The organism is Alteribacter salitolerans (assembly GCF_016901055.1).
In the GTDB taxonomy this organism is placed as follows: domain Bacteria; phylum Bacillota; class Bacilli; order Bacillales; family Salisediminibacteriaceae; genus Alteribacter; species Alteribacter keqinensis.
On the sequence record NZ_JAFEUX010000020.1, the window covers coordinates 1 to 19,250 of the forward strand.

Genomic DNA, 19,250 nt, shown 5'->3' on the forward strand with positions numbered 1-19,250 from the left:
TTCTCAATTTCATGATTTGTCCAGTGACGATAGCGAAGAGGTCACACCCGTTCCCATGCCGAACACGGAAGTTAAGCTCTTCAGCGCCGATGGTAGTTGGGGGCTCTCCCCCTGTGAGAGTAGGACGCCGCTGGGCAATAAGAAAAAGCACCCGTTTTTAAAGCGGGTGCTTTTTTGTGCTGTTTGGGGAGGATGTAAAAGCAGGCCGTGGACCGGGTTTCCCGAACAATCGCACCTCTGAATAAAAAGATATCCTGAAAAATGGAGCACTTATCCTGACAAATTTTCATTTAGCTTGAACACCCGGTCGCAGTTAAAAAAGAAGGCGGCCTTGGAGGCCGCCACCTCCCTTTTCACTCCAAACACCTTCCTCCCAATATCTACCGATCCTCATTACTCTCCTCCACGGAAAGCTTCTTTCTTTGCAGCAGCAAAACCAGCACTCCGATGGCTGGAATGAAAGCAAGCCAGGAGAAGCGGAGGCGCCATTCATATTTAGCCAGCCAGAATGTTATCCATACTATGACAAGCAAATCGACTGTCATTGTACTTACGAGGTGAGAAGACATAATCGCCTCTCCATAAGCGGTTACGGAACCACCGGTAATGGCGGTCAAATATAAAGTTACTGCAATAAATAAGGAAAGTACGATGGTGATAGGATGGATCAGGGCATTTCTAAGCCAGACAGGTCCCCTCGCTTCCCGTCGAGTCACATCTTTACGAAAAGTCAGATAAGGGAGAACACTAATGGCACCGAGTCCGAACGAAAAAAGAGCAAAAGGCCAGGCAGGCCAGCGACAACGGCCTTTAGGAATTTATAGCATCAGGAAAATCACCGGATAAAGAACGAGCATACTAAATGTGGCCGTAACGAGAGGGTCAACATGGGGGAAAATTCCCTGTTACTAAGGCCCTGGCGGTTGGGTCGTCCCCAAATCCGTGTCCGGGAGCCAGAAAAATAGTGTAGCTTAGCAACAATATCCATACAAAAAGAAACATTTTATTCATAAACCGCCCCTTCCTGTCATACAGATCTTCTCCACACTATACCCTGTTTCTTTTTATTTTGTCCTCTTTAAAATTGGGCACAAGGACGAAGAACACTGCATATAGTGAAGCATCAACCAAATTCGAATAAATCTGCCTTTTCTCGTCCATACTGGGAATGGAGGTGGAGAAGCGATGAAAGGAATGTTGGCATCGAAACAAACAGATCAGTTACAAGAATGCTTGATTTGTAAAAAAGAAAAAGGACACGGTATTCACTTATTAGACCACTTTATTTGTGAATCCTGTGAGCATGATCTGGTCTCAACAGACACGTCAGAGGCAGAATATCAGGAGTATTTGCTGAAGTTGAGAAAAATAAGAGATTCATTGTTTCAAAACAAACGGTCAATCCATTAAAGGGCTGGTGCAGAATTGAATAGGAATATCAAAAAAAACAGATGACCTGTTGCTGAGGCAGAGGTGTCTGTTTTTTATTATTGTCTCAGGTGTGAAAACACTTCCCCATGCCAAATATCCATGCCGGCTTGTGCAGTTACAAAAAAGCATTCATCTCTAGTATAATAAAGGGAGCAAAGCTGATTGAAGGTGAACTCATAAATGGACCAGCGGCGTATGCCCTTAGTTGAACAATTGATTACATATAAAAACACAGCCCCTGTCTCCTATCACGTCCCCGGACATAAAAATGGAACTGTCTTTCAAGAAGAGGCACACCGCCTTTTTAATGACGTTCTCTCTATAGATGTAACAGAGATTAAAGGGATGGATGACCTGCATCATCCGGAAGGTGTGATTGGTGATGCTGAACAACTGGCTGCAGATCTGTATGGTGCAGAACACACTTCCTTTCTTGTAGGCGGCTCTACAGCCGGTAATCTGGCCATGATAGTGGGGTCCTTTTCCGTAAATGATATTGTTCTTGTCCAGCGGAACAGTCACCAGTCTGTGTTTCACGGCCTGGAGGTTTCAGGAGCAAGACCGGTATTTATTGAGCCGGTTATAGATAATGAAACCGGAATGCTTCTAGGAGCGGACCTGAATGCTGTTAACGATGCGCTGAAACTATACCCGGAGGCGAAAGGACTCATCCTGACCTCACCAACCTATGAAGGGTATGTACAGCCGCTGGAGCTTATAATTAAAAAAGCTCATGAAGCAGGAGTTATGGTGATGGTAGATGAAGCTCATGGCGCACACTTGATTGAAGTCCAGCGGGACTGGCCGGCTTCATCCCTTAAAGCCGGGGCTGATGTTGTTGTGCAGTCGGCCCATAAGATGTTGCCGGCAATGACAATGACGGCCTTCTTGCACATGCAGGGGTCGCGGGTTGACAAAGCTGCGGTCAAGCGCCACCTGCGTATGTTTCAATCAAGCAGCCCATCCTATCCTTTAATGGCATCACTGGATGCGGCAAGAGCATACCTGGCAGCATTTTTACCCGATCGTTATGAGAGATTATATAAAAAAGCAACGGACTTTAGAAAGAAGCTGGGGACAATACCACAGTGGGATATAGCTCCCTTGAAGATCGCTGAATTTCTCCAGGATCCTTTAAAGATTGTGTTGATCAGCCGTTCGACTGCCACTGGACTGATGCTTCAGGATTCTTTAAGCAGCCACGGTATTTATCCTGAGCTGGCAAATGACAATTACCTTGTGTTAACCCTTCCCTTATCATTGGAATGGTGTGATACAGTTGAAAAAATAAGGGAGGCTGTCAGTCATTATCCGATAATACGTGAAAAAGAATGTATCGCTATCGAAGCGTTAAGAGAGCCGGTGACTGAACTTTCATTTTCGTATAAAGAAATGGCTTCAAAAGAGACATGCTTTCATGATGTTCAAGACGCTGCCGGGCAGGTGGCGGCAGAAGATGTTGTTCCTTATCCACCGGGCATTCCCCTTATTATGAACGGGGAGCGGATCAAGCCCCGCCAGCTTGAAAGGTTAAAGGAGCTTATTGAATCGGGAGCTTCGTTTCAAACCGGCACAGCATGGCTTCATAAAGGGCTTAAAGTATACAAGAAGGATTGAAAAGTGAGGAGATTCTAACGTGAATGGTTTGTTTATAACATTTGAAGGGGGCGAAGGTGCGGGTAAAACAACGGTCCTTCGTGCCATTAAAGATAAACTGGAAAAAGAGGGCTGTACTGTAACGAGTACACGGGAGCCCGGAGGAAGTGTGATTGCTGAAAAAATCAGGCAGATCATCCTGGATGTTGCTCATACAGAAATGGATGAAAGGACGGAAGCTCTCCTTTATGCTGCTGCACGGAGGCAGCATCTTGTGGAAACAGTACTGCCTGAGCTTGAGAAAGGGAACCTGGTTCTTTGTGACCGGTTTATAGACAGCAGCCTAGTCTATCAAGGAGTGGCCAGAGGAATTGGTGTAGAAGAAGTGTTGAATATGAATCTTTTTGCCACTGCAGGGCTGATGCCGTCCCTTACGCTGTACTTTGACCTTGATCCGAAAGTGGGCCTGTCCCGGATATCAGATAATGATGGAAGAGAAAATAACCGGCTTGATCAGGAAAAGCTTGATTTTCACTATCGTGTAAGAGAAGCGTACCAGTCTCTTGTGAAAAAGGATCCTGAACGGATTCAGACAATCAATGCAGAAGAAAGCCTCGATCAGGTTATTGAGGAAGCATGGGTTAAAATCCGTTCTTTCCTTAATATGGACGCCGAAAAACGCTAAATGGATTTAAAAACAGGGAGAGGTCTGTCACAGATTGACCTTTTAGCTGTTATAATATAGAAAAGAAAGCAGGTTTAACCCCTGCTCGGTACACAAGGAGGAAGTTACGATGAAATTAATTGTAGCTGTGGTACAGGATAAAGACAGCAACCGCCTTTCAGATGCGCTTGTTGAACATAACCATCAGGCAACAAAACTTGCCAGTACAGGCGGGTTCCTGAAAGCGGGAAACACCACCTTTATGATTGGTACCGAAGATGAGAATGTGGACGATGTTCTTAAGATCATTAATGATAACTGCAAGTCCCGGGAGCAGCTTGTTGCACCGATCTCGCCTATGGGAGGCAATGCCGATTCCTACGTTCCCTATCCTGTCGAGGTACAGGTAGGCGGAGCAACAGTCTTTGTACTGCCGGTAGACCAGTTCGAAAAGTTTTAATGGAGGCTAGTACATGAATTGGGAACAACTAGCAAGCACTCAGCCTACGGTTGTTAAGATGATAAATAACAGTCTGAAAAAAAACCGCCTTGCCCATGCATATTTGTTTGAAGGAGGAAGAGGGACCGGAAAGCGTCAGGTGGCACAGCAGCTTGCCAGGTCTTTCTTCTGCTCAGATGTCAATGACGGAGAGCCCTGCGGAAGGTGCTCTGACTGCAGGCGGATCAAATCGGGTAACCATCCCGATGTTCATTTGATAAAAACGGACGGGCAGACAATTAAAGTCGACCAGATCCGTCATTTGAAAAAAGAGTTCAGTTACCGGGGAATGGAGTCCGCTAAAAAGGTCTATCTTGTAGAGGATGCGGAGAAAATGACGCCCAATGCCGCCAACAGTATCCTGAAATTCCTCGAAGAACCGGACGGAGAGGCTCTGGCGGTACTGATGACTACACAGTACCACCGGATTCTTAAAACGATTGTATCGCGGTCCCAGGTGCTCTCTTTTGCTCCTTTACCACCGGACAAGCTTGTTAAGGAAATGATAAAAGAAGGTATCTCTAAAGCCCAGGCCCAGGTGGCCGCACAGCTGACCTCCGATCTGGAGGAAGCAAAAGGGCTCTGTGAAGAGAATTGGATTGCACAGGCAAGAACCAAAGTGATACAATTAACAGATGAAGTATCTAAGCGTCCAAGGTACGCTTATTTAATGCTTCAGGATGGCTGGATGGGCTTTTTTAAAGAAAAAAGTGAGATGCAAACCGGTCTCGACCTCTTAATGATCTGGTACCGAGATGTGATTCGTATGCAACTGGATCAGCAGAATGAACTTGTCTTCTTCGATCAGGAAGAGCGTCTTAAAGACGAGGCATTGAAGGTGTCCCAGATGAAACTGGGAAATAACCTGACTGCGATTCTTGAGGCAAAACGCCGTCTCGATGCAAATACCAGTCCTCAGTTGGTTATGGAGCAGCTGCTCCTTCGGTTACAGGAGGGATAACGTGCATCAAGTAGTAGGTGTCCGATTTAAAAAAGCGGGGAAAATCTATTATTTTTCTCCGGGTACAATAGATATAAACACAGACGATTATGTCATTGTTGAAACTGCGAGAGGCGTGGAATTCGGCAAAGTCGTCATCGGCCCCAAAGAGGTTGATGAAAAGGATGTCGTGCTACCTTTAAAAAGCGTTCTCAGGCTTGCCACGGAAAAGGATAAGCTCGTGGTTCAGGAAAACCGTGAAGAAGCAAAAAAGGCCTTTGATGTCTGCTTTAAAAAAATCGACGAACATAAGCTTGAAATGAAGCTTGTGGACGTGGAATATACATTCGACCGAAATAAGATTCTCTTTTACTTTACTGCAGACGGAAGGATTGATTTCCGTGAGCTTGTAAAAGACCTTGCTTCCATTTTCCGCACACGTATTGAATTAAGACAGATCGGGGTGCGGGACGAGGCTAAAATGCTTGGAGGCATCGGGCCTTGCGGACGTATGCTCTGCTGTTCAACGTTTCTGGGTGACTTTGAGCCTGTGTCCATTAAAATGGCAAAAGATCAGAATCTTTCTCTTAATCCTACAAAGATATCCGGTCTCTGCGGGCGCTTAATGTGTTGTCTGAAGTATGAAAACGACATGTACGAAAGCGCGAAAAAAGAATTACCGGATATAAATGAGCATATTAAAACAAGCTATGGTAAAGGGAAAGTGGTTGGATTAAATATGCTTGAGCGCCTTGTGCAAGTCGAGTTGTTTGAAGCGCAGCGCGTGGTCGAGTATACATTGGATGAACTCATGAAAGAAGGAGCAATCGCCAACGAAACCACGAATTAATGAGGTGTGGGGATCGTGAATAAAAAAGAGATTTTTGCACGCGTCAGCCATATGGAAGAGCGCATTGGCGGTCTGCATCATGAGCTTGGGGAATTAAAGGAGCAGCTTGCTCTTCTCCTTGAAGAAAACCATCATTTGTCGATTGAAAACAATCATTTGCGCACACGTCTTGATGGGAAAACCCAGGCGAAAGATCAGAAAAAACCCCAGCGGAAAATGTCAAAGCCTGACCGTAAAGAAGCGAAGCAAACGGAATTCGGCGAAGGGTACGATAACCTGGCCCGTCTTTATCAGGAAGGCTTTCATATCTGCAATCTGCATTATGGAAGCATTCGTAAAGAAGGCGATTGTTTATTCTGCCTCTCGTTTCTCAATAAAAAATAATCGTATTCAAGTCTTTCCGAGTTCATACCGGGAAGACTTTTTTTCCATCATTTGAACAGGGGAGTACGTGTATGGACAAACAACATCACGAAGAGCGTGTTGACTTTTTACCCGGAACAAAACTAGGTATTATACAAAGGCGAGACGTGTTTGTTTTTTCGACAGATGCGGTATTACTATCAAAGTTCGCAAGCATACCGAAGCGGGGCGGGCGGATGATTGACTTGTGTGCAGGGAACGGAGCGATCCCAATGATGCTCACGAAAAGAACCGATGCCCCGATCGATGCGGTGGAGATTCAGGAACCTCTTGTAGATCTTGCGCTAAGAAATATGAAGAATAACGGTTTGGATAAACAGGTGAACGTCATTCATCAGGATATTACGAAGCTTCATGGCGATGTGGCGTGGGGGCGGTATGATGTGGTTACCTGTAACCCGCCTTATTTTCCCATGACAGTGAACGAGCGGGACAGAAACGAGAATAAAACCATTTCTCTGGCGAGGCACGAGATTACATGTACGATAGACGATGTCGTACGGATTGCCTCCAGGCTGGTAAAATACCGAGGGAAATTTGCCCTTGTACACAGACCCGAACGCCTGGCTGATATTATGTCGGCTCTTCGTACATATGACTTGGAGCCAAAGAGGATTCAGTATGTACATGGAAAGCGGGGAAAAGAAGCGAACATGGTCCTGATCGAAAGCATGAAAAGCGGAAGTCCAGGCCTGAAAACTCTTTTTCCTATTTCAGTTTACGGAGAAGACGGACAGTACTTAAAGGAGTTTAAAGACCATTATGAATCATGGTAGTCATTACGTGTACATACTGGAATGTAACGACGGCACGTATTACACGGGATATACGACAAATGTTGAGAAGCGGCTTCAGGCTCATACATCAGGTCTCGGTGCTAAATACACGAGAGGCAGGGCGCCGCTGGAAGTGGTTTATGAAGAGCTGTTCCTGTCAAAGGGAGAAGCGTTAAAAGCTGAGTACAGGATAAAACAGTTATCAAAGGCACAGAAGCGTGCGTTAATTTTAAAGAAAGGCTGTTTTGGAAAAAGAGTGTAGTTTTTCGTAAAAAGATGATGAAGCCGGAGTACCCGAATACTCCTGCAGGAATTGGCGCCAGGGTGAGACCCCGGACTGCGGAGCAGGAGGAGGCTCACCGGCGCCCCCGCGGAAATACAGGGTACCCAGGCTTTATATTTATAACTGTGTTTATGATAAAGTACACTTAGCAACAATCTATACTAAAAGGGAGTATAGAACAGAGGAGGTGAGCAGGATGTTTGTTCAAAAAAGCTTTAAAGATCAAGATGAAAAAGGGACGCTGTATCTTGTTCCGACTCCGATCGGGAACCTGGAGGATATGACGTACCGGGCGGTGTCTATATTAAAGGAAGCAGACTTGATTGCTGCAGAGGATACGCGAAATACAAAGCGCCTCTGCCACGTGTTCGAGATTGAAACAAAGCTTGTGAGTTATCATGAACATAATAAAGCAGAACGGGAAGAGTTTCTTATAGACAAACTTGCTGACGGAAGCATTATTGCTCTTGTAAGTGACGCCGGTATGCCTGCTATTTCAGATCCAGGTCAGGAATTGGTGGCCAGGTGTATAGAAGAAAAGATCACCGTTGTCCCGCTCCCCGGAGCCAATGCGGCTATTACCGGACTTATTGCATCAGGATTGTCGACGGATTCGTTTACTTTTGTCGGTTTTTTGAACAGGAAAAAGAAAATCAAACGAGAAACACTCAATTACTGGAAAAATCATGAATCTACGATGATCTTTTATGAGGCGCCGCACAGGATTACATCCACGTTAAAAGAAATGCTGGAGACGTTAGGCAGCCGTAAAGCCGTATTATGCAGAGAGCTGACGAAAAGATACGAGGAATTTGTCCGTGGGACACTGAAGGAGCTCCTGGAGCATTGTGAAGCAAACCAGATCAAAGGAGAGTGCGTTCTTTTTGTAGAAGGAGCACCGGAAGGCAGCAGCGGCGAGACCGGCGAAGTTTGGTGGGAAACCCTTGATACAGTTGAACATGTAAAAGCCTATATGGAAAAAGGAGAATCATCAAAAGACGCGATTAAGCAGACCGCAAAGGACAGAGAGATGAACAAGCGGGAAGTGTATAAGCTTTACCATACAGACGGCTCTTAAGTAAAAAAAAAGCCTGAAACCATTACGGTTTCAGGCTTTTAAAGTATCAGCTGCTTACTTGCTTTGTTTCTCAAGGTAGCTTTGAAGATCGTTAACGATTTCCTGTGCTCCCTGAGGGCTTAGGATGATCTTGCCGCCGGCAAGGGACAGGTTGTCATCTGAAACCTCTCCAGTAAGCTGACAAGTCATGTTAGGCTTGTACTTTTTCAAGATGATACGATCATCGTCCACGTAAATCTCAAGAGCGTCCTTCTCTGCAATGTCCAATGTACGGCGCAATTCGATTGGAATAACCACGCGGCCGAGTTCATCGACCTTTCTTACAATACCTGTTGATTTCATGAATCATTCTCCTCCCATAAAGAAAAATTCGTATTTTTAAAAATAGAGTAGTCAAACTTCGACAAAATCTTTCAAACTTAGAATACCAACTCTTCCAAAAGAAGTCAACGTGAAAACGTTTATATTCAAAGTTTTTGTCAATTTTTTAGAATTGAAGATTAGTAAAACGGCGATAAAATGCAGTGTTATCAGCGTTTTCTAAACAAAACAGCGAATATGGTAATTACTTCCCTAAATTTAATGTAAATGAAAAGAGTACTGATTTTCGAAAATGAAAGACTTTTATACAGAAAATCACTAAACCATTCGACATGATCTTCCTGCTTGTGTCCATAATTAACGGCATTTGGAAAGAAAAATAGTGTCCGTAAAAAGTTGGCTGCAAACGACCGGGTCATTTGGGTGCGGTTTTGAGTAAGAAAAAGCCAACCACCTCACGTTTCTTCATCAGACGTTGGTGTAATACTGGTCACCTGATTATTCCTTTACCCTGTTTGACGGAAAATGACACCTTTTTTCATAAAATAAGGTAAATTACTTTGGGCGCGTAAAGTATGTGTGAACTTTTTAACAGAAGGTTTAGTTAAAGGAGGTCTGGTCAATACTTGTTACTGAATAGAAATATTGCCGTCTGCCGGGCTATGATTTCTTGACAGTGGCAGGGGCATTGGTTATATTTTAATGAGAATACACGATGTTTTCCAATGATCGGATGAGTAGAAAGAGAGCATTCATTTCCAGAGAGCCGGGGCAGCTGAAAACCGGTATGAACAGCCCTTTTGAATATGGTCCGGAGAGGAGCTCCGCTTTCGAATGGCATAGGCCATAAGGGGGCGACGTACGCCTGCGTTACAGGCACTGGTTACAATGTAACCGATAGAGCCCTGTGTTTGTGAAAAAACAGGGGAATCTGGGTGGTACCACGTGAGTATGATGCTCTCGTCCCAATTGAGGGATGGGTGCTTTTTTTATGGAAAAAAACGCCTCGCAAAGGTGAAGGAGGAAGATAAACATGAGTGAAAACAAAACGTTCTATATTACAACACCGATCTATTATCCGAGCGGAAAGCTTCACATCGGTCACGCGTATACAACAGTGGCGGGTGATGCGATCTCACGCTACAAGCGTCTTCGGGGGTACGATGTGCGTTACCTTACAGGTACGGATGAGCACGGGCAGAAAATTGAGCTGAAAGCAAAGGAAGAGGGAGTCAGTCCACAGGCCTATGTAGATGAAGCTGCTAAAAATATTAAAAGCCTGTGGAGTAAACTGGACATTTCCTATGATGACTTTATTCGCACAACAGAATCTCGGCATAAAGACGTGGTTCAAAAAATCTTTGACCAGCTCCTTGAACAGGGAGATATCTACTTGGACGAGTACGAAGGCCTTTACTGTACGCCGTGTGAATCATTCTTTACGGAACGTCAGGCAGAAGGAGGAAACTGCCCTGACTGCGGACGCCCTGTTGAAAAAGTCCGGGAAGAGTCCTACTTCTTCAGAATGAGTAAATATGCTGACAGACTGCTGAAGTATTATGAAGATAATCCTGAGTTTATCCAGCCTGAATCACGCAAAAAAGAAATGATCAACAACTTCATTAAACCTGGTCTGGAGGACTTAGCCGTTTCACGTACTTCATTTGACTGGGGAGTAAAAGTAAAGAGTAATCCAAAGCACGTTGTGTATGTATGGATCGACGCTCTTTCCAACTATATTACTTCTCTTGGGTATGCAAGTGATGACGATTCCCTCTATAAGAAGCACTGGCCTGCAGACGTTCATCTTGTAGGAAAAGAAATTGTCCGTTTCCATACGATTTACTGGCCGATTATGCTGATGGCGCTGGATCTTCCCCTGCCGAAAAAAGTGTTCGGTCATGGATGGCTTCTCATGAAGGACGGCAAAATGTCCAAGTCGAAAGGGAACGTTGTGGACCCCGTTCCTTTAATTGACCGCTACGGACTGGACGCACTTCGGTATTACCTCCTTCGTGAAGTTCCTTTCGGCTCTGATGGGGTCTTTACACCGGAAGGGTTCGTTGACCGCTTGAACTATGACCTGGCAAACGACCTTGGCAACCTTCTGAATCGTACGGTTGCCATGATCAATAAATATTTTGACGGTGAAGTGCCGAATTACGTTAAAGATGCGACTTCCTACGACGAACCCCTCGTTGACCTTGTAGAGGCTACGGTGGAAAAAGTAGAAGCGGCCATGGAAGACATGGAATTTTCCGTTGCCCTGACAGCCATCTGGCAGCTTGTGAGCCGAACAAATAAATATATCGACGAAACACAGCCGTGGATCCTGGCAAAAGATGAAGAGGCGAAAGAGCAGCTTGGTTCCGTGATGTATCACCTGGCAGAGTCTCTCCGCCACGTCTCCATCATGATCCAGCCGTTCATGACTGAAACACCTCAGAAAATCTGGAATCAGCTCGGCGTAGCCGAGGAAGATACAGAGTGGGAGAGTCTCCATCAATTCGGCCGCTTAAAGAACGGGTCCCGTGTCGTGAAAAAAGGTGAACCTTTGTTCCCGCGCCTTGATGTAAAAGAGGAAGTGGCCTACATCGTGGAATCCATGGGCGGACAGGTGCTTACGGAGGAAGAGCAGAACCGGGAAGCTGAAAAGAAAGAAAAGAATGTTCCGGAAGTGGATGAAATCACGATCGATGATTTTACAAAAGTTGAGCTTAGGGTTGCCGAAGTTTTAGAAGCTGAGCCGGTGAAAAAAGCCGACAAACTGTTAAAGCTTCAGCTTGATCTCGGCTTTGAGAAGCGGCAGGTCGTATCCGGCATAGCTAAACACTATAAGCCTGAAGAGCTTGTTGGCAAGAAAGTGATCTGCGTGACAAACCTGAAGCCCGTGAAGCTTCGCGGTGAATTGTCACAAGGGATGGTGCTTGCAGGTTCTGAAGGGAAAGACTTAAAACTTGCTACGATCGATCAGTCTCTTCCTAACGGGGCTCAAGTAAAATAAGAAGATGAGCCCGGCACGAGTTGCCGGGTCTTTTTCGTAAATGCTGCTTTGAACCCTGAATGCACGATGGTTTTTCATCGGCATTCAGGGCTTGCCTGAAGCAGGCAGGAGGAATTGTTTGGGGTAGCGTTGTGTAAAGCGAGGCGATTCCTTACTATAGAGGCTGGATTCCTTAAAACAGAAGGTAAATTCCTGAAGATGTGCTGTTATTCCTTAAACCGTCTATTTTTTCCTGAAAATTGAATTCAGCTGGCTGATCCCTGAAAAAAACAGAATTCCTGAATCCGCAGATCGGACGTCCTTAATAAGCATGCTGTGTTAAAGATCATTTTTAAATAAGTTGATAGTTTCATGTGAAACATGGCTTACCGGCGCCTCCGCAGAAAGGAAGCGTATTGGAGCGAAATTAATACCAGAGTTTAACAAAAGCAATAAGCAAAGAAAGGATGATACACATGTTATTTGACACCCACGTGCATTTGAACGCCGATCAGTTTGAAGACGATGTAAATGATGTAATCGAACGTGCGCAGCAGGCAGGCGTGAAAGAAATGGTCGTTGTAGGTTTTGATGAAAAAACAATCAATAAGGCAATGGCACTTGTTGAACAATATGACTTTTTATATGCGGCCGTCGGCTGGCATCCCGTCGACGCTGTTGATATGACAGATGAACACCTTGCCTGGATCGAAGAACTCTCTGCCCATCCGAAAGTGGTAGCCATCGGTGAAATGGGTCTTGACTATCACTGGGACAAGTCACCTGCCGAGGTTCAAAAAGAGGTGTTCCGAAAGCAGATCCGCCTCGCCAAAAAGCTCAACATGCCAATTATTATTCATAACCGGGAAGCGGACCAGGACGTTGTGGATGTGCTGAAAGAAGAAGATGCAGGGGAAGTGGGAGGAATTATGCACTGCTTTGCAGGGGACATGGCGATTGCAAAACAATGTCTGGATATGAACTTTCACATTTCCTTCGGCGGTCCGGTTACGTTTAAAAACGCCAGACTTCCAGAAGAAGTTGCAGCACAGATTCCAATGGAGCGTCTTCTTATTGAAACAGACAGCCCTTTTCTTGCCCCCCACCCAAACCGGGGAAAGAGAAATGAACCGGCTTATGTGACTCTTGTTGCCGAAAAGCTTGCTGAATTAAAAGGTGTCTCCTATGAGGAATTGATAGAAGAAACACGAATAAATGCGAAAAGACTTTTTAACATAAACTGACATGATTCGGTGTCGAAGGATAGGCAGGATTGTCAAAGTAATGAATCCAGACCTATTTTTCTACACCGTTTTTTCGTACTTTTGTCGTGAATGTCGAGTGATAATTCTTTACTTTCCCATCAAAGGTCGACGATAATACTAGGAAATGGTTCTCAGAACCGAATTGACAAGAAAGGTGGATAGGGGTAAAATGTGAAAATTGAAGGAGGCGTTCTGACTATGAATGATAGGATGAAGCGGTTTTTTTCCAGGTTATTCACATGGAAGAAGCTGGCCATATCCGGCGTCGGCCTTGCTATTGTGCTGGCCGCACTTGGATTTGTATTCTATGAAATTACGAAAACAAGTGTCACGATCTATGCGGAGGATGTGGAGCATGAAGCAGTCACCCACGCAGGTACAGTAGAAGAGGTCTTGGAAGAACAAGGAATAGAAGTAGGCTTTCATGATCACATTGAGCCATCACTTGATACTTTAATCACCGACGAAACTGACATAACGATAATAAGAGCCAATCAAATTACGATGATGATTGACGGAGAGCGAACGGTCGTTTGGACGACTGCCACAACCGTGGGGGAGCTACTCCGGGAGGTTGACCTCGACATAGGTGAGCACGATTTTCTCTCACCATCAACAGAAACTCAAATCACCTCTGAAACCGATATTGTGTACGAACCGGCCTTTGAAGTCACGGTATACATAGACGGAAAAGAAGAGAATATCATGACCACTTCGACGACTGTCGCTGACTTTTTAGAACAACATGAGATAATGCTGAACGAGCTGGATAAAATTGAGCCGGCTGTCGAAGAGCGTTTGAACAACGAGACGGACCTTACGGTTGTCCGCGTAGAAAAGGTCACCGATGTCGTGGAAGAAGCTGTTGATTTTGCAACAGTAAGAAAAAACGACTCATCTCTTGATCAGGGAAATGAGAAGGTCGTAAACAGCGGAAAAGACGGAAGACTGAAAAAACATTATGAAGTTATTTTTGAAGACGGAGAAGAAGTATCCAGAGAATTAGTAAAAGAAGAGATGGTCGAAGAAAGTAAAGACCGTATCGTGGCAGTTGGGACGAAATCACCGGCTCCTGTAACCACAACGGTGTCACGTGGTTCTTCCTCTAATTCTTCCGCCTCTTCCGACAGCAGCTCAACCAGTGCATCAGCGGGCGGTTCTTCAAACAATACATCAAGTGATACATCAAGCAATACTTCCAGCTCATCTTCGTCGTCATCCGGCTCTTCAAGTGCCACGGCGTCGAACAGTTCATCTTCAAGTTCAGGAAGTTCGTCCTCCTCCTCATCGTCTTCATCAGGGAGCTGGCAGACGTTTGAAGCCACTGCCTATACAGCGAACTGTACCGGATGCTCAGGGATTACTGCTACAGGTATTAACCTGAAGGATAATCCGGATGCAAGGGTAATTGCAGTTGACCCGAGTGTCATCCCATTGGGATCCCGGGTTGAAGTCAAAGGGTATGGAACGTATCTGGCAGGCGATACGGGCGGAGCGATCCAGGGGCGCAAGATTGATATCTTTATGCCGAGTGGAGCAGGCTCGTTCGGGAGAAGGTCTGTAGAAGTGCGGATTTTAGATTAACCTATACCATGATATACTAAATAGACACAGGAATTATCCTGTGTCTATTTCTGCGTGACGAAAGTAATCAACGCTATATTCCTAAACATTGCTGTGTAAAAAGGGTATTGTTGATTTACGGTTGATCAGAGGGAGCGTAAGACTCGGAATTCAACACCTAATTCTAAATTTTCCTTGTAATAAAGCTGGTTCTTTAAAGATTGTTGCTTTTGCTGGAAAAGGTAATGAAGCCGGAATGCCTGAGACTCCTGTGGCAGAGGGGGCCAGGCAAGACCCCGCAAAGCTTTAGCTTGAGGAGGCTTGCCGGCACCGCCACGGAAAGCGAAGGGTATGGAGGCTTCATTTCTACCCTGAATGAAGTATGAATAACAGCAGTTTATTCGAAAACAGTTTGTAATAAAGAAGATGATACAGCTATATCCTATATGCAGCAATTTTAAGAAATAAGCGATAATAAAAGAGGTTTATTGTGATTATAAAAGAGATGATCGTTGTCGAAGGAAAAGACGACACAAAAGCGTTAAACAGAGTCGCCCGGTGCGACACGATAGAAACGAACGGGTCTGCGTTAAATGACGTGACCATCGAAAAAATCCGGCTGGCAGCAGAGCGCAGAGGGGTCATTATTTTTACAGACCCTGATTATCCCGGTGAGAAGATCCGCCGGACGATTGAAGCGGCTGTTCCTGGGTGTAAGCATGCCTTTTTGCCAAAGGAGCTTGCCAAAAACCACCGGGGAAAAATCGGTGTTGAAAATGCATCGGATGAAGCGCTCCTTGAAGCTCTTGAACATGTCCGAAGTCCGGGCGAGGAGCCCGGTGAGGAGATTACAATGGATGATCTGATGACTGCTGGATTAATAGGTGGCACAGGATCAAAAGAGAAGAGAGAAGAGCTCGGGCAGAAGCTGAAGATCGGATATGCGAACGGGAAGCAGCTTCACAGAAGACTGATGCAGTTTCACATCACCCGGGAGGAATTTATCAGTGCCCTTGACTACAGTGAAGAGAAAGAAGAGTGACCTTTTATGAATAATAAAGATATTGCAACGCCGAAACGGACGAAAGAGATCCTCGAAAAACACCGTTTTTCCTTTAAGAAAAGCCTGGGGCAGAACTTCCTTATTGACACGAACGTTCTCCGGAACATTGTCGATACTGCGGGTGTGACAGAGAACACTTCAGCAATTGAAGTAGGACCCGGTATCGGAGCTTTGACTGAACAGATCGCAAAAAGAGCAGGGTCTGTCACAGCCCTTGAGATCGACCAGAGGCTTCTGCCGATCTTAAGGGATACACTGGCTCCTTATCCTCATGTAAATGTCATTCATAAAGATGTGCTTGAAGCAGATCTTCATACGCTGATAAATGAACAGATCGAAAAGAAAGATGATCTTGTTGTGGTGGCGAACCTTCCTTACTATGTCACGACACCGATTTTAATGAAACTTCTTGAAGAGAAACTTCCTCTCAGGGCTATTGTGGTCATGATACAAAAAGAAGTAGCTGAGCGGATTGCTGCAAAGCCGGGGACAAAAGATTACGGTTCTTTGTCCATTGCCTGTCAGTATTACGCAAAAGCTGAAACGGTGCTCACTGTACCGAAGACGGTTTTTGTTCCTCAGCCAAACGTTGATTCGGCAGTTCTCCGCCTGACAATTCGTGAAGAACCGCCGGTATCGGTTAAGGACGAGGGTTTCTTTTTCAGAATCATCCGCGGATCATTTACCCAGCGCAGAAAGACGCTTTTAAACAACCTGGTTCACCATTTTGATGCGAAAAAGGAAAAAGCATTGATTATTGAACTGTGCGAACAGGCTGGTATTGATCCGAAGAGACGCGGAGAAACGCTGTCCATGGAAGAATTCGCACGATTGAGCGATGTTTTTGTCGAGCATTACAGTCTGAACGAATGATTTGAATAGGGGAACTGATACGCCTTCTCTCGCATACGTTATCGTGTGAGGAGGCGTTTGTCATGCGAGGGATTAAAATCGGCCAGGTCGTTGGGAGGGCATCCTACAAGTGTGATGTCCTGTTCAGGGTTGTGGCCATCAACGGGGATGTTGTCGAACTTTTCGGGGAAGAGATGCGTTTAGTAGCGGATGCCCCGATCGACGATTTAGTCGTTATGGAAGAAACGGATCGAAAGCGTCATAGTAACCAGTTTAAAGAAAAAGAGGAGAGCTGTTATCATCTTTTTCGACAGGATCGTAAGCTCATACGGGAGCAGACGGAGTACGAAATTACCTCAGGTTATACAGAGAAACAGTCTTTTTTTGAGCTGCCGGGAAGAATCCTCCATATAGACGGTGACCCTCTCTACCTTAAAAAGTGTACGGCAGTGTATGACCGTCTGGGTGTGCCTGTATACGGCGTTCATATTGCAGAAAAAGAAATGCCTCTTCAAGTAGCCTCTCTGATTGAAATGGTCCGTCCTGATATTCTGGTTATTACAGGACATGATGCTTACATGAAAAATAAAGGTTCAAAAACGGACATGAAGGCGTACAGAAACTCCCGGTATTTTGTCGATGCCGTTAAAGAAGCAAGGAAGGTTGTTCCCTACATGGACCACCTTGTTATTTTTGCAGGTGCGTGCCAGTCGTACTTTCAAGCGATTTTAAGAGCCGGTGCCAATTTTGCAAGTTCACCTGAACGAATCAATATACACGCACTCGATCCCGTTTATGTGGTTTCCAAGATCAGCCTCACTCCATTTATGGAGCGTGTGGCATTATGGGATATGCTGAAGCATACGTTAACCGGTGAGCGGGGAATGGGAGGCATTGAAACAAAAGGATCTCTCAGAAGAGGCATACCAGTGGAACAGGAAGAAATCGAAGAATAGCGTAAAAAGAGTTACGGGTGTGAAGGACCTGGAGCTCTTTTTTTATTGTCAGGAGACATGGGCGGGGGTGAAGCAGTCAGCGGCTTATCCTGAAGGCTACTCTGAAAAAGAATTGAATTAAGCTTCGTTGAACGGAATACGCTTTCTTTCCACGGACTCGTGCCGATCCTCCTTGGGGCTCTGCCCCTGTGGGGTCTCGTCTGTCTCCCACTTCCGATCGCGTATTCTGTTTAACTACCGTGCGCTTTACTGTAAAAATCAGAGGAACTGTTAACTCAGCCGAAAAAAAAGCCCCATCCCTATTTCATCCGTTTTTGGGGAGCCCCCGGAAGCGCAACGTGCTTAGGATCGAGCCGCCCGCGGAAAGTGCAATGAGCGCAAATCAACATCTACCTTTTACAAATCAACCTGAAAAATAAAAAGATATCCTGAACAATCGACAATCTATCCTGAGAAGGGCCAATCCCCTTCTGTTTACATAAAAATGAGAAGTTTGCACAAACTACGTAAACAAGGATTTCAATGTCAGTAAGGTGTGCAAAAATTGCCGAAAAGGCAAGGGAATCTTTTGTTGACAGTCACTATGATACATTGTTATAATTTAAACTTTATTTTAATTTGACAACGATGTCGAATGGTGGTATTGTATATACAGTGAGGTGGAGTGGAATGGGAAAAACGTTGATTGAAATTAAACGCACATTAGACGCAAACGTCGGGAAAAAAGTCACGATTAAAGCAAATGGCGGAAGAAGAAAGACGATTGAACGTTCTGGTCTGCTGGAGGGAACGTATCCTTCAGTGTTTATTATCAAGCTTGATCAGGATGCCCACGCATTCGAACGCGTATCATACAGCTATACTGATGTACTGACAGATACGGTTCAACTGTCACTTCCAGAAGAAGAAGCAACCACAGAGTCTGTTTAACTGTCACTCGAGAAGTGTCTTTTAACATGCGATTATTCAAAAAAACGTCTAAGGGAACGATCTTAGGAAATTTTTTGGATAATCGTTTTTTATTTGTCCGAAATTCTTCCATTGTAGCCAAAAGACGCATGAAAGTTAAGGTGCTCACAAGGTAACACTATAAGCGTCACTGTTAATGGGAGGGTTTAACTATGGGCAGAAGAAGAAGAGGCGTTATGTCAGAAAGTTTTAAAGAAGAGCTGGCAAAAGATTTAGGCTTCTATGATACTGTTCAACGTGAAGGCTGGGGCGGCATCCGTTCACGGGACGCCGGAAACATGACCAAGCGGGCAGTTGAGATAGCCCAACAGCAGCTGACCGGACAAAACCAGAACAGACACTAAAAACGAACGTAACAGTGACATGAGGTTCAAAAGACCGGCTGGTCTTTTGGGCCTCTTTTTTTAACAGGAGAATATTGCAGGTCTCCTCCGCGGAAAGCAAGGATCTTCCGGCTGCATCCCGCTTCAAAACATCTTTTCTATTGGCTGTTTTCCCAAAGCTTGTTGCCTTTGTTGAAAAGATCGATGAAGCCGAAGTGCCTGAGACTCCCTCGGGAAAAGTTGATGTACCAGGGGTTAAGATCCCTTCTGGTTCTTTTAAAAAAAATTTTTATTGAGGTGGTGATCCAATACTCTTCTTACCTTTTCTAATTTTAGAAAAGAAAGGGAGTGAGATTGACGCGTCGCGGTAGGAGATTGGAAATCATCTCCTTATTCCGATATAGGCACATAGGAT

At 45.1% G+C, this 19,250-nt stretch carries 20 protein-coding genes and 1 rRNA gene; 19 read left to right on the forward strand and 2 right to left on the reverse strand.

The genetic code is table 11. From position 1 onward, the window contains the following. The first annotated feature begins 19 nt into the window (after nt 1–19). Nucleotides 20–136: ribosomal RNA gene (rrf, locus tag JSY36_RS20110) — 5S ribosomal RNA — on the forward strand. 244 nt (nt 137–380) lie between these two features. Here rrf and JSY36_RS20115 read toward each other — a convergent pair. After that, entirely contained in the window at nt 381–569 is a 189-nt protein-coding gene (locus JSY36_RS20115) for a hypothetical protein (protein WP_205167734.1), read from the reverse strand. A 616-nt stretch (nt 570–1,185) separates the two neighbouring features. On the opposite strand from JSY36_RS20115, the gene JSY36_RS20120 reads away from it, so the two are divergent. The 10 genes from JSY36_RS20120 to rsmI all read left to right on the forward strand — a co-directional run bounded on the left by JSY36_RS20120 (nt 1,186) and on the right by rsmI (nt 8,540). Next, a complete protein-coding gene (locus JSY36_RS20120; RefSeq protein ID WP_236785228.1) occupies nt 1,186–1,410 on the forward strand; it encodes a sigma factor G inhibitor Gin in 225 nt (74 codons plus the stop codon). Nucleotides 1,411–1,611: 201 nt separating this feature from the next. Continuing rightward, nucleotides 1,612–3,048: an aminotransferase class I/II-fold pyridoxal phosphate-dependent enzyme gene (locus JSY36_RS20125; RefSeq protein WP_205167735.1), complete on the forward strand. Its 1,437-nt coding sequence runs from the start codon at nt 1,612–1,614 to the stop codon at nt 3,046–3,048. Between the two features lie 19 nt (nt 3,049–3,067). Then, nucleotides 3,068–3,712, forward strand: coding sequence for a dTMP kinase (gene tmk / locus JSY36_RS20130; protein ID WP_122902024.1), 645 nt, complete (start codon nt 3,068–3,070; stop codon nt 3,710–3,712). A gap of 109 nt (nt 3,713–3,821) precedes the next feature. After that, nucleotides 3,822–4,151 carry a cyclic-di-AMP receptor gene (locus JSY36_RS20135; protein WP_122902022.1) on the forward strand — a complete coding sequence of 110 codons (330 nt, stop codon included), beginning with the start codon at nt 3,822–3,824 and terminating at the stop codon, nt 4,149–4,151. 13 nt (nt 4,152–4,164) lie between these two features. Beyond that, nucleotides 4,165–5,151 carry a DNA polymerase III subunit delta' gene (gene holB / locus JSY36_RS20140; RefSeq protein ID WP_122902020.1) on the forward strand — a complete coding sequence of 329 codons (987 nt, stop codon included), beginning with the start codon at nt 4,165–4,167 and terminating at the stop codon, nt 5,149–5,151. Nucleotide 5,152: 1 nt separating this feature from the next. Further along, nucleotides 5,153–5,980, forward strand: coding sequence for a PSP1 domain-containing protein (locus JSY36_RS20145; protein ID WP_122902018.1), 828 nt, complete (start codon nt 5,153–5,155; stop codon nt 5,978–5,980). Nucleotides 5,981–5,995: 15 nt separating this feature from the next. Further along, nucleotides 5,996–6,364, forward strand: coding sequence for a DNA replication initiation control protein YabA (gene yabA, locus JSY36_RS20150; RefSeq protein WP_122902016.1), 369 nt, complete (start codon nt 5,996–5,998; stop codon nt 6,362–6,364). 71 nt (nt 6,365–6,435) lie between these two features. Then, on the forward strand, nt 6,436–7,179 hold the full coding sequence (locus JSY36_RS20155; RefSeq protein ID WP_122902014.1) for a tRNA1(Val) (adenine(37)-N6)-methyltransferase: 744 nt from the start codon (nt 6,436–6,438) through the stop codon (nt 7,177–7,179). Continuing rightward, nucleotides 7,166–7,441 (forward strand): GIY-YIG nuclease family protein, encoded by a 276-nt coding sequence (locus JSY36_RS20160; protein ID WP_205167736.1) that lies wholly within the window; start codon nt 7,166–7,168, stop codon nt 7,439–7,441. Before JSY36_RS20155 ends, JSY36_RS20160 begins: the two co-directional genes overlap by 14 nt. Before the next feature lie 217 nt (nt 7,442–7,658). Then, entirely contained in the window at nt 7,659–8,540 is an 882-nt protein-coding gene (gene rsmI, locus JSY36_RS20165; protein WP_205167737.1) for a 16S rRNA (cytidine(1402)-2'-O)-methyltransferase, read from the forward strand. 54 nt (nt 8,541–8,594) lie between these two features. Here rsmI and JSY36_RS20170 read toward each other — a convergent pair whose 3' ends face one another. Further along, nucleotides 8,595–8,882: an AbrB/MazE/SpoVT family DNA-binding domain-containing protein gene (locus JSY36_RS20170; RefSeq protein WP_026688710.1), complete on the reverse strand. Its 288-nt coding sequence runs from the start codon at nt 8,880–8,882 to the stop codon at nt 8,595–8,597. Between the two features lie 1,012 nt (nt 8,883–9,894). Between JSY36_RS20170 and metG the strand changes: the two genes are divergently transcribed. From metG to JSY36_RS20210, 8 genes are all read left to right on the forward strand, one after another. Continuing rightward, nucleotides 9,895–11,865 (forward strand): methionine--tRNA ligase, encoded by a 1,971-nt coding sequence (gene metG / locus JSY36_RS20175; RefSeq protein WP_205167738.1) that lies wholly within the window; start codon nt 9,895–9,897, stop codon nt 11,863–11,865. A gap of 455 nt (nt 11,866–12,320) precedes the next feature. Further along, nucleotides 12,321–13,088, forward strand: a complete 768-nt coding sequence (locus JSY36_RS20180) for a TatD family hydrolase (protein ID WP_205167739.1) — start codon at nt 12,321–12,323, stop codon at nt 13,086–13,088. A 219-nt stretch (nt 13,089–13,307) separates the two neighbouring features. Then, the gene (locus JSY36_RS20185) at nt 13,308–14,693 is read left to right on the forward strand and encodes a ubiquitin-like domain-containing protein (protein WP_236785230.1); all 1,386 of its coding nucleotides are present in this window, start codon (nt 13,308–13,310) and stop codon (nt 14,691–14,693) included. Between the two features lie 469 nt (nt 14,694–15,162). Continuing rightward, nucleotides 15,163–15,714 carry a ribonuclease M5 gene (gene rnmV, locus JSY36_RS20190; protein WP_205167740.1) on the forward strand — a complete coding sequence of 184 codons (552 nt, stop codon included), beginning with the start codon at nt 15,163–15,165 and terminating at the stop codon, nt 15,712–15,714. Between the two features lie 6 nt (nt 15,715–15,720). After that, nucleotides 15,721–16,608, forward strand: coding sequence for a 16S rRNA (adenine(1518)-N(6)/adenine(1519)-N(6))-dimethyltransferase RsmA (gene rsmA, locus JSY36_RS20195; protein WP_122902002.1), 888 nt, complete (start codon nt 15,721–15,723; stop codon nt 16,606–16,608). A 62-nt stretch (nt 16,609–16,670) separates the two neighbouring features. Beyond that, nucleotides 16,671–17,543 (forward strand): sporulation peptidase YabG, encoded by an 873-nt coding sequence (gene yabG, locus JSY36_RS20200; protein WP_122902000.1) that lies wholly within the window; start codon nt 16,671–16,673, stop codon nt 17,541–17,543. A gap of 669 nt (nt 17,544–18,212) precedes the next feature. Further along, complete coding sequence (veg, locus tag JSY36_RS20205; RefSeq protein WP_122901997.1) at nt 18,213–18,473, forward strand: biofilm formation stimulator Veg; 261 nt, start codon at nt 18,213–18,215, stop codon at nt 18,471–18,473. 191 nt (nt 18,474–18,664) lie between these two features. After that, the gene (locus JSY36_RS20210) at nt 18,665–18,856 is read left to right on the forward strand and encodes a small, acid-soluble spore protein, alpha/beta type (RefSeq protein WP_122901995.1); all 192 of its coding nucleotides are present in this window, start codon (nt 18,665–18,667) and stop codon (nt 18,854–18,856) included. Nucleotides 18,857–19,250: the final 394 nt, after the last annotated feature.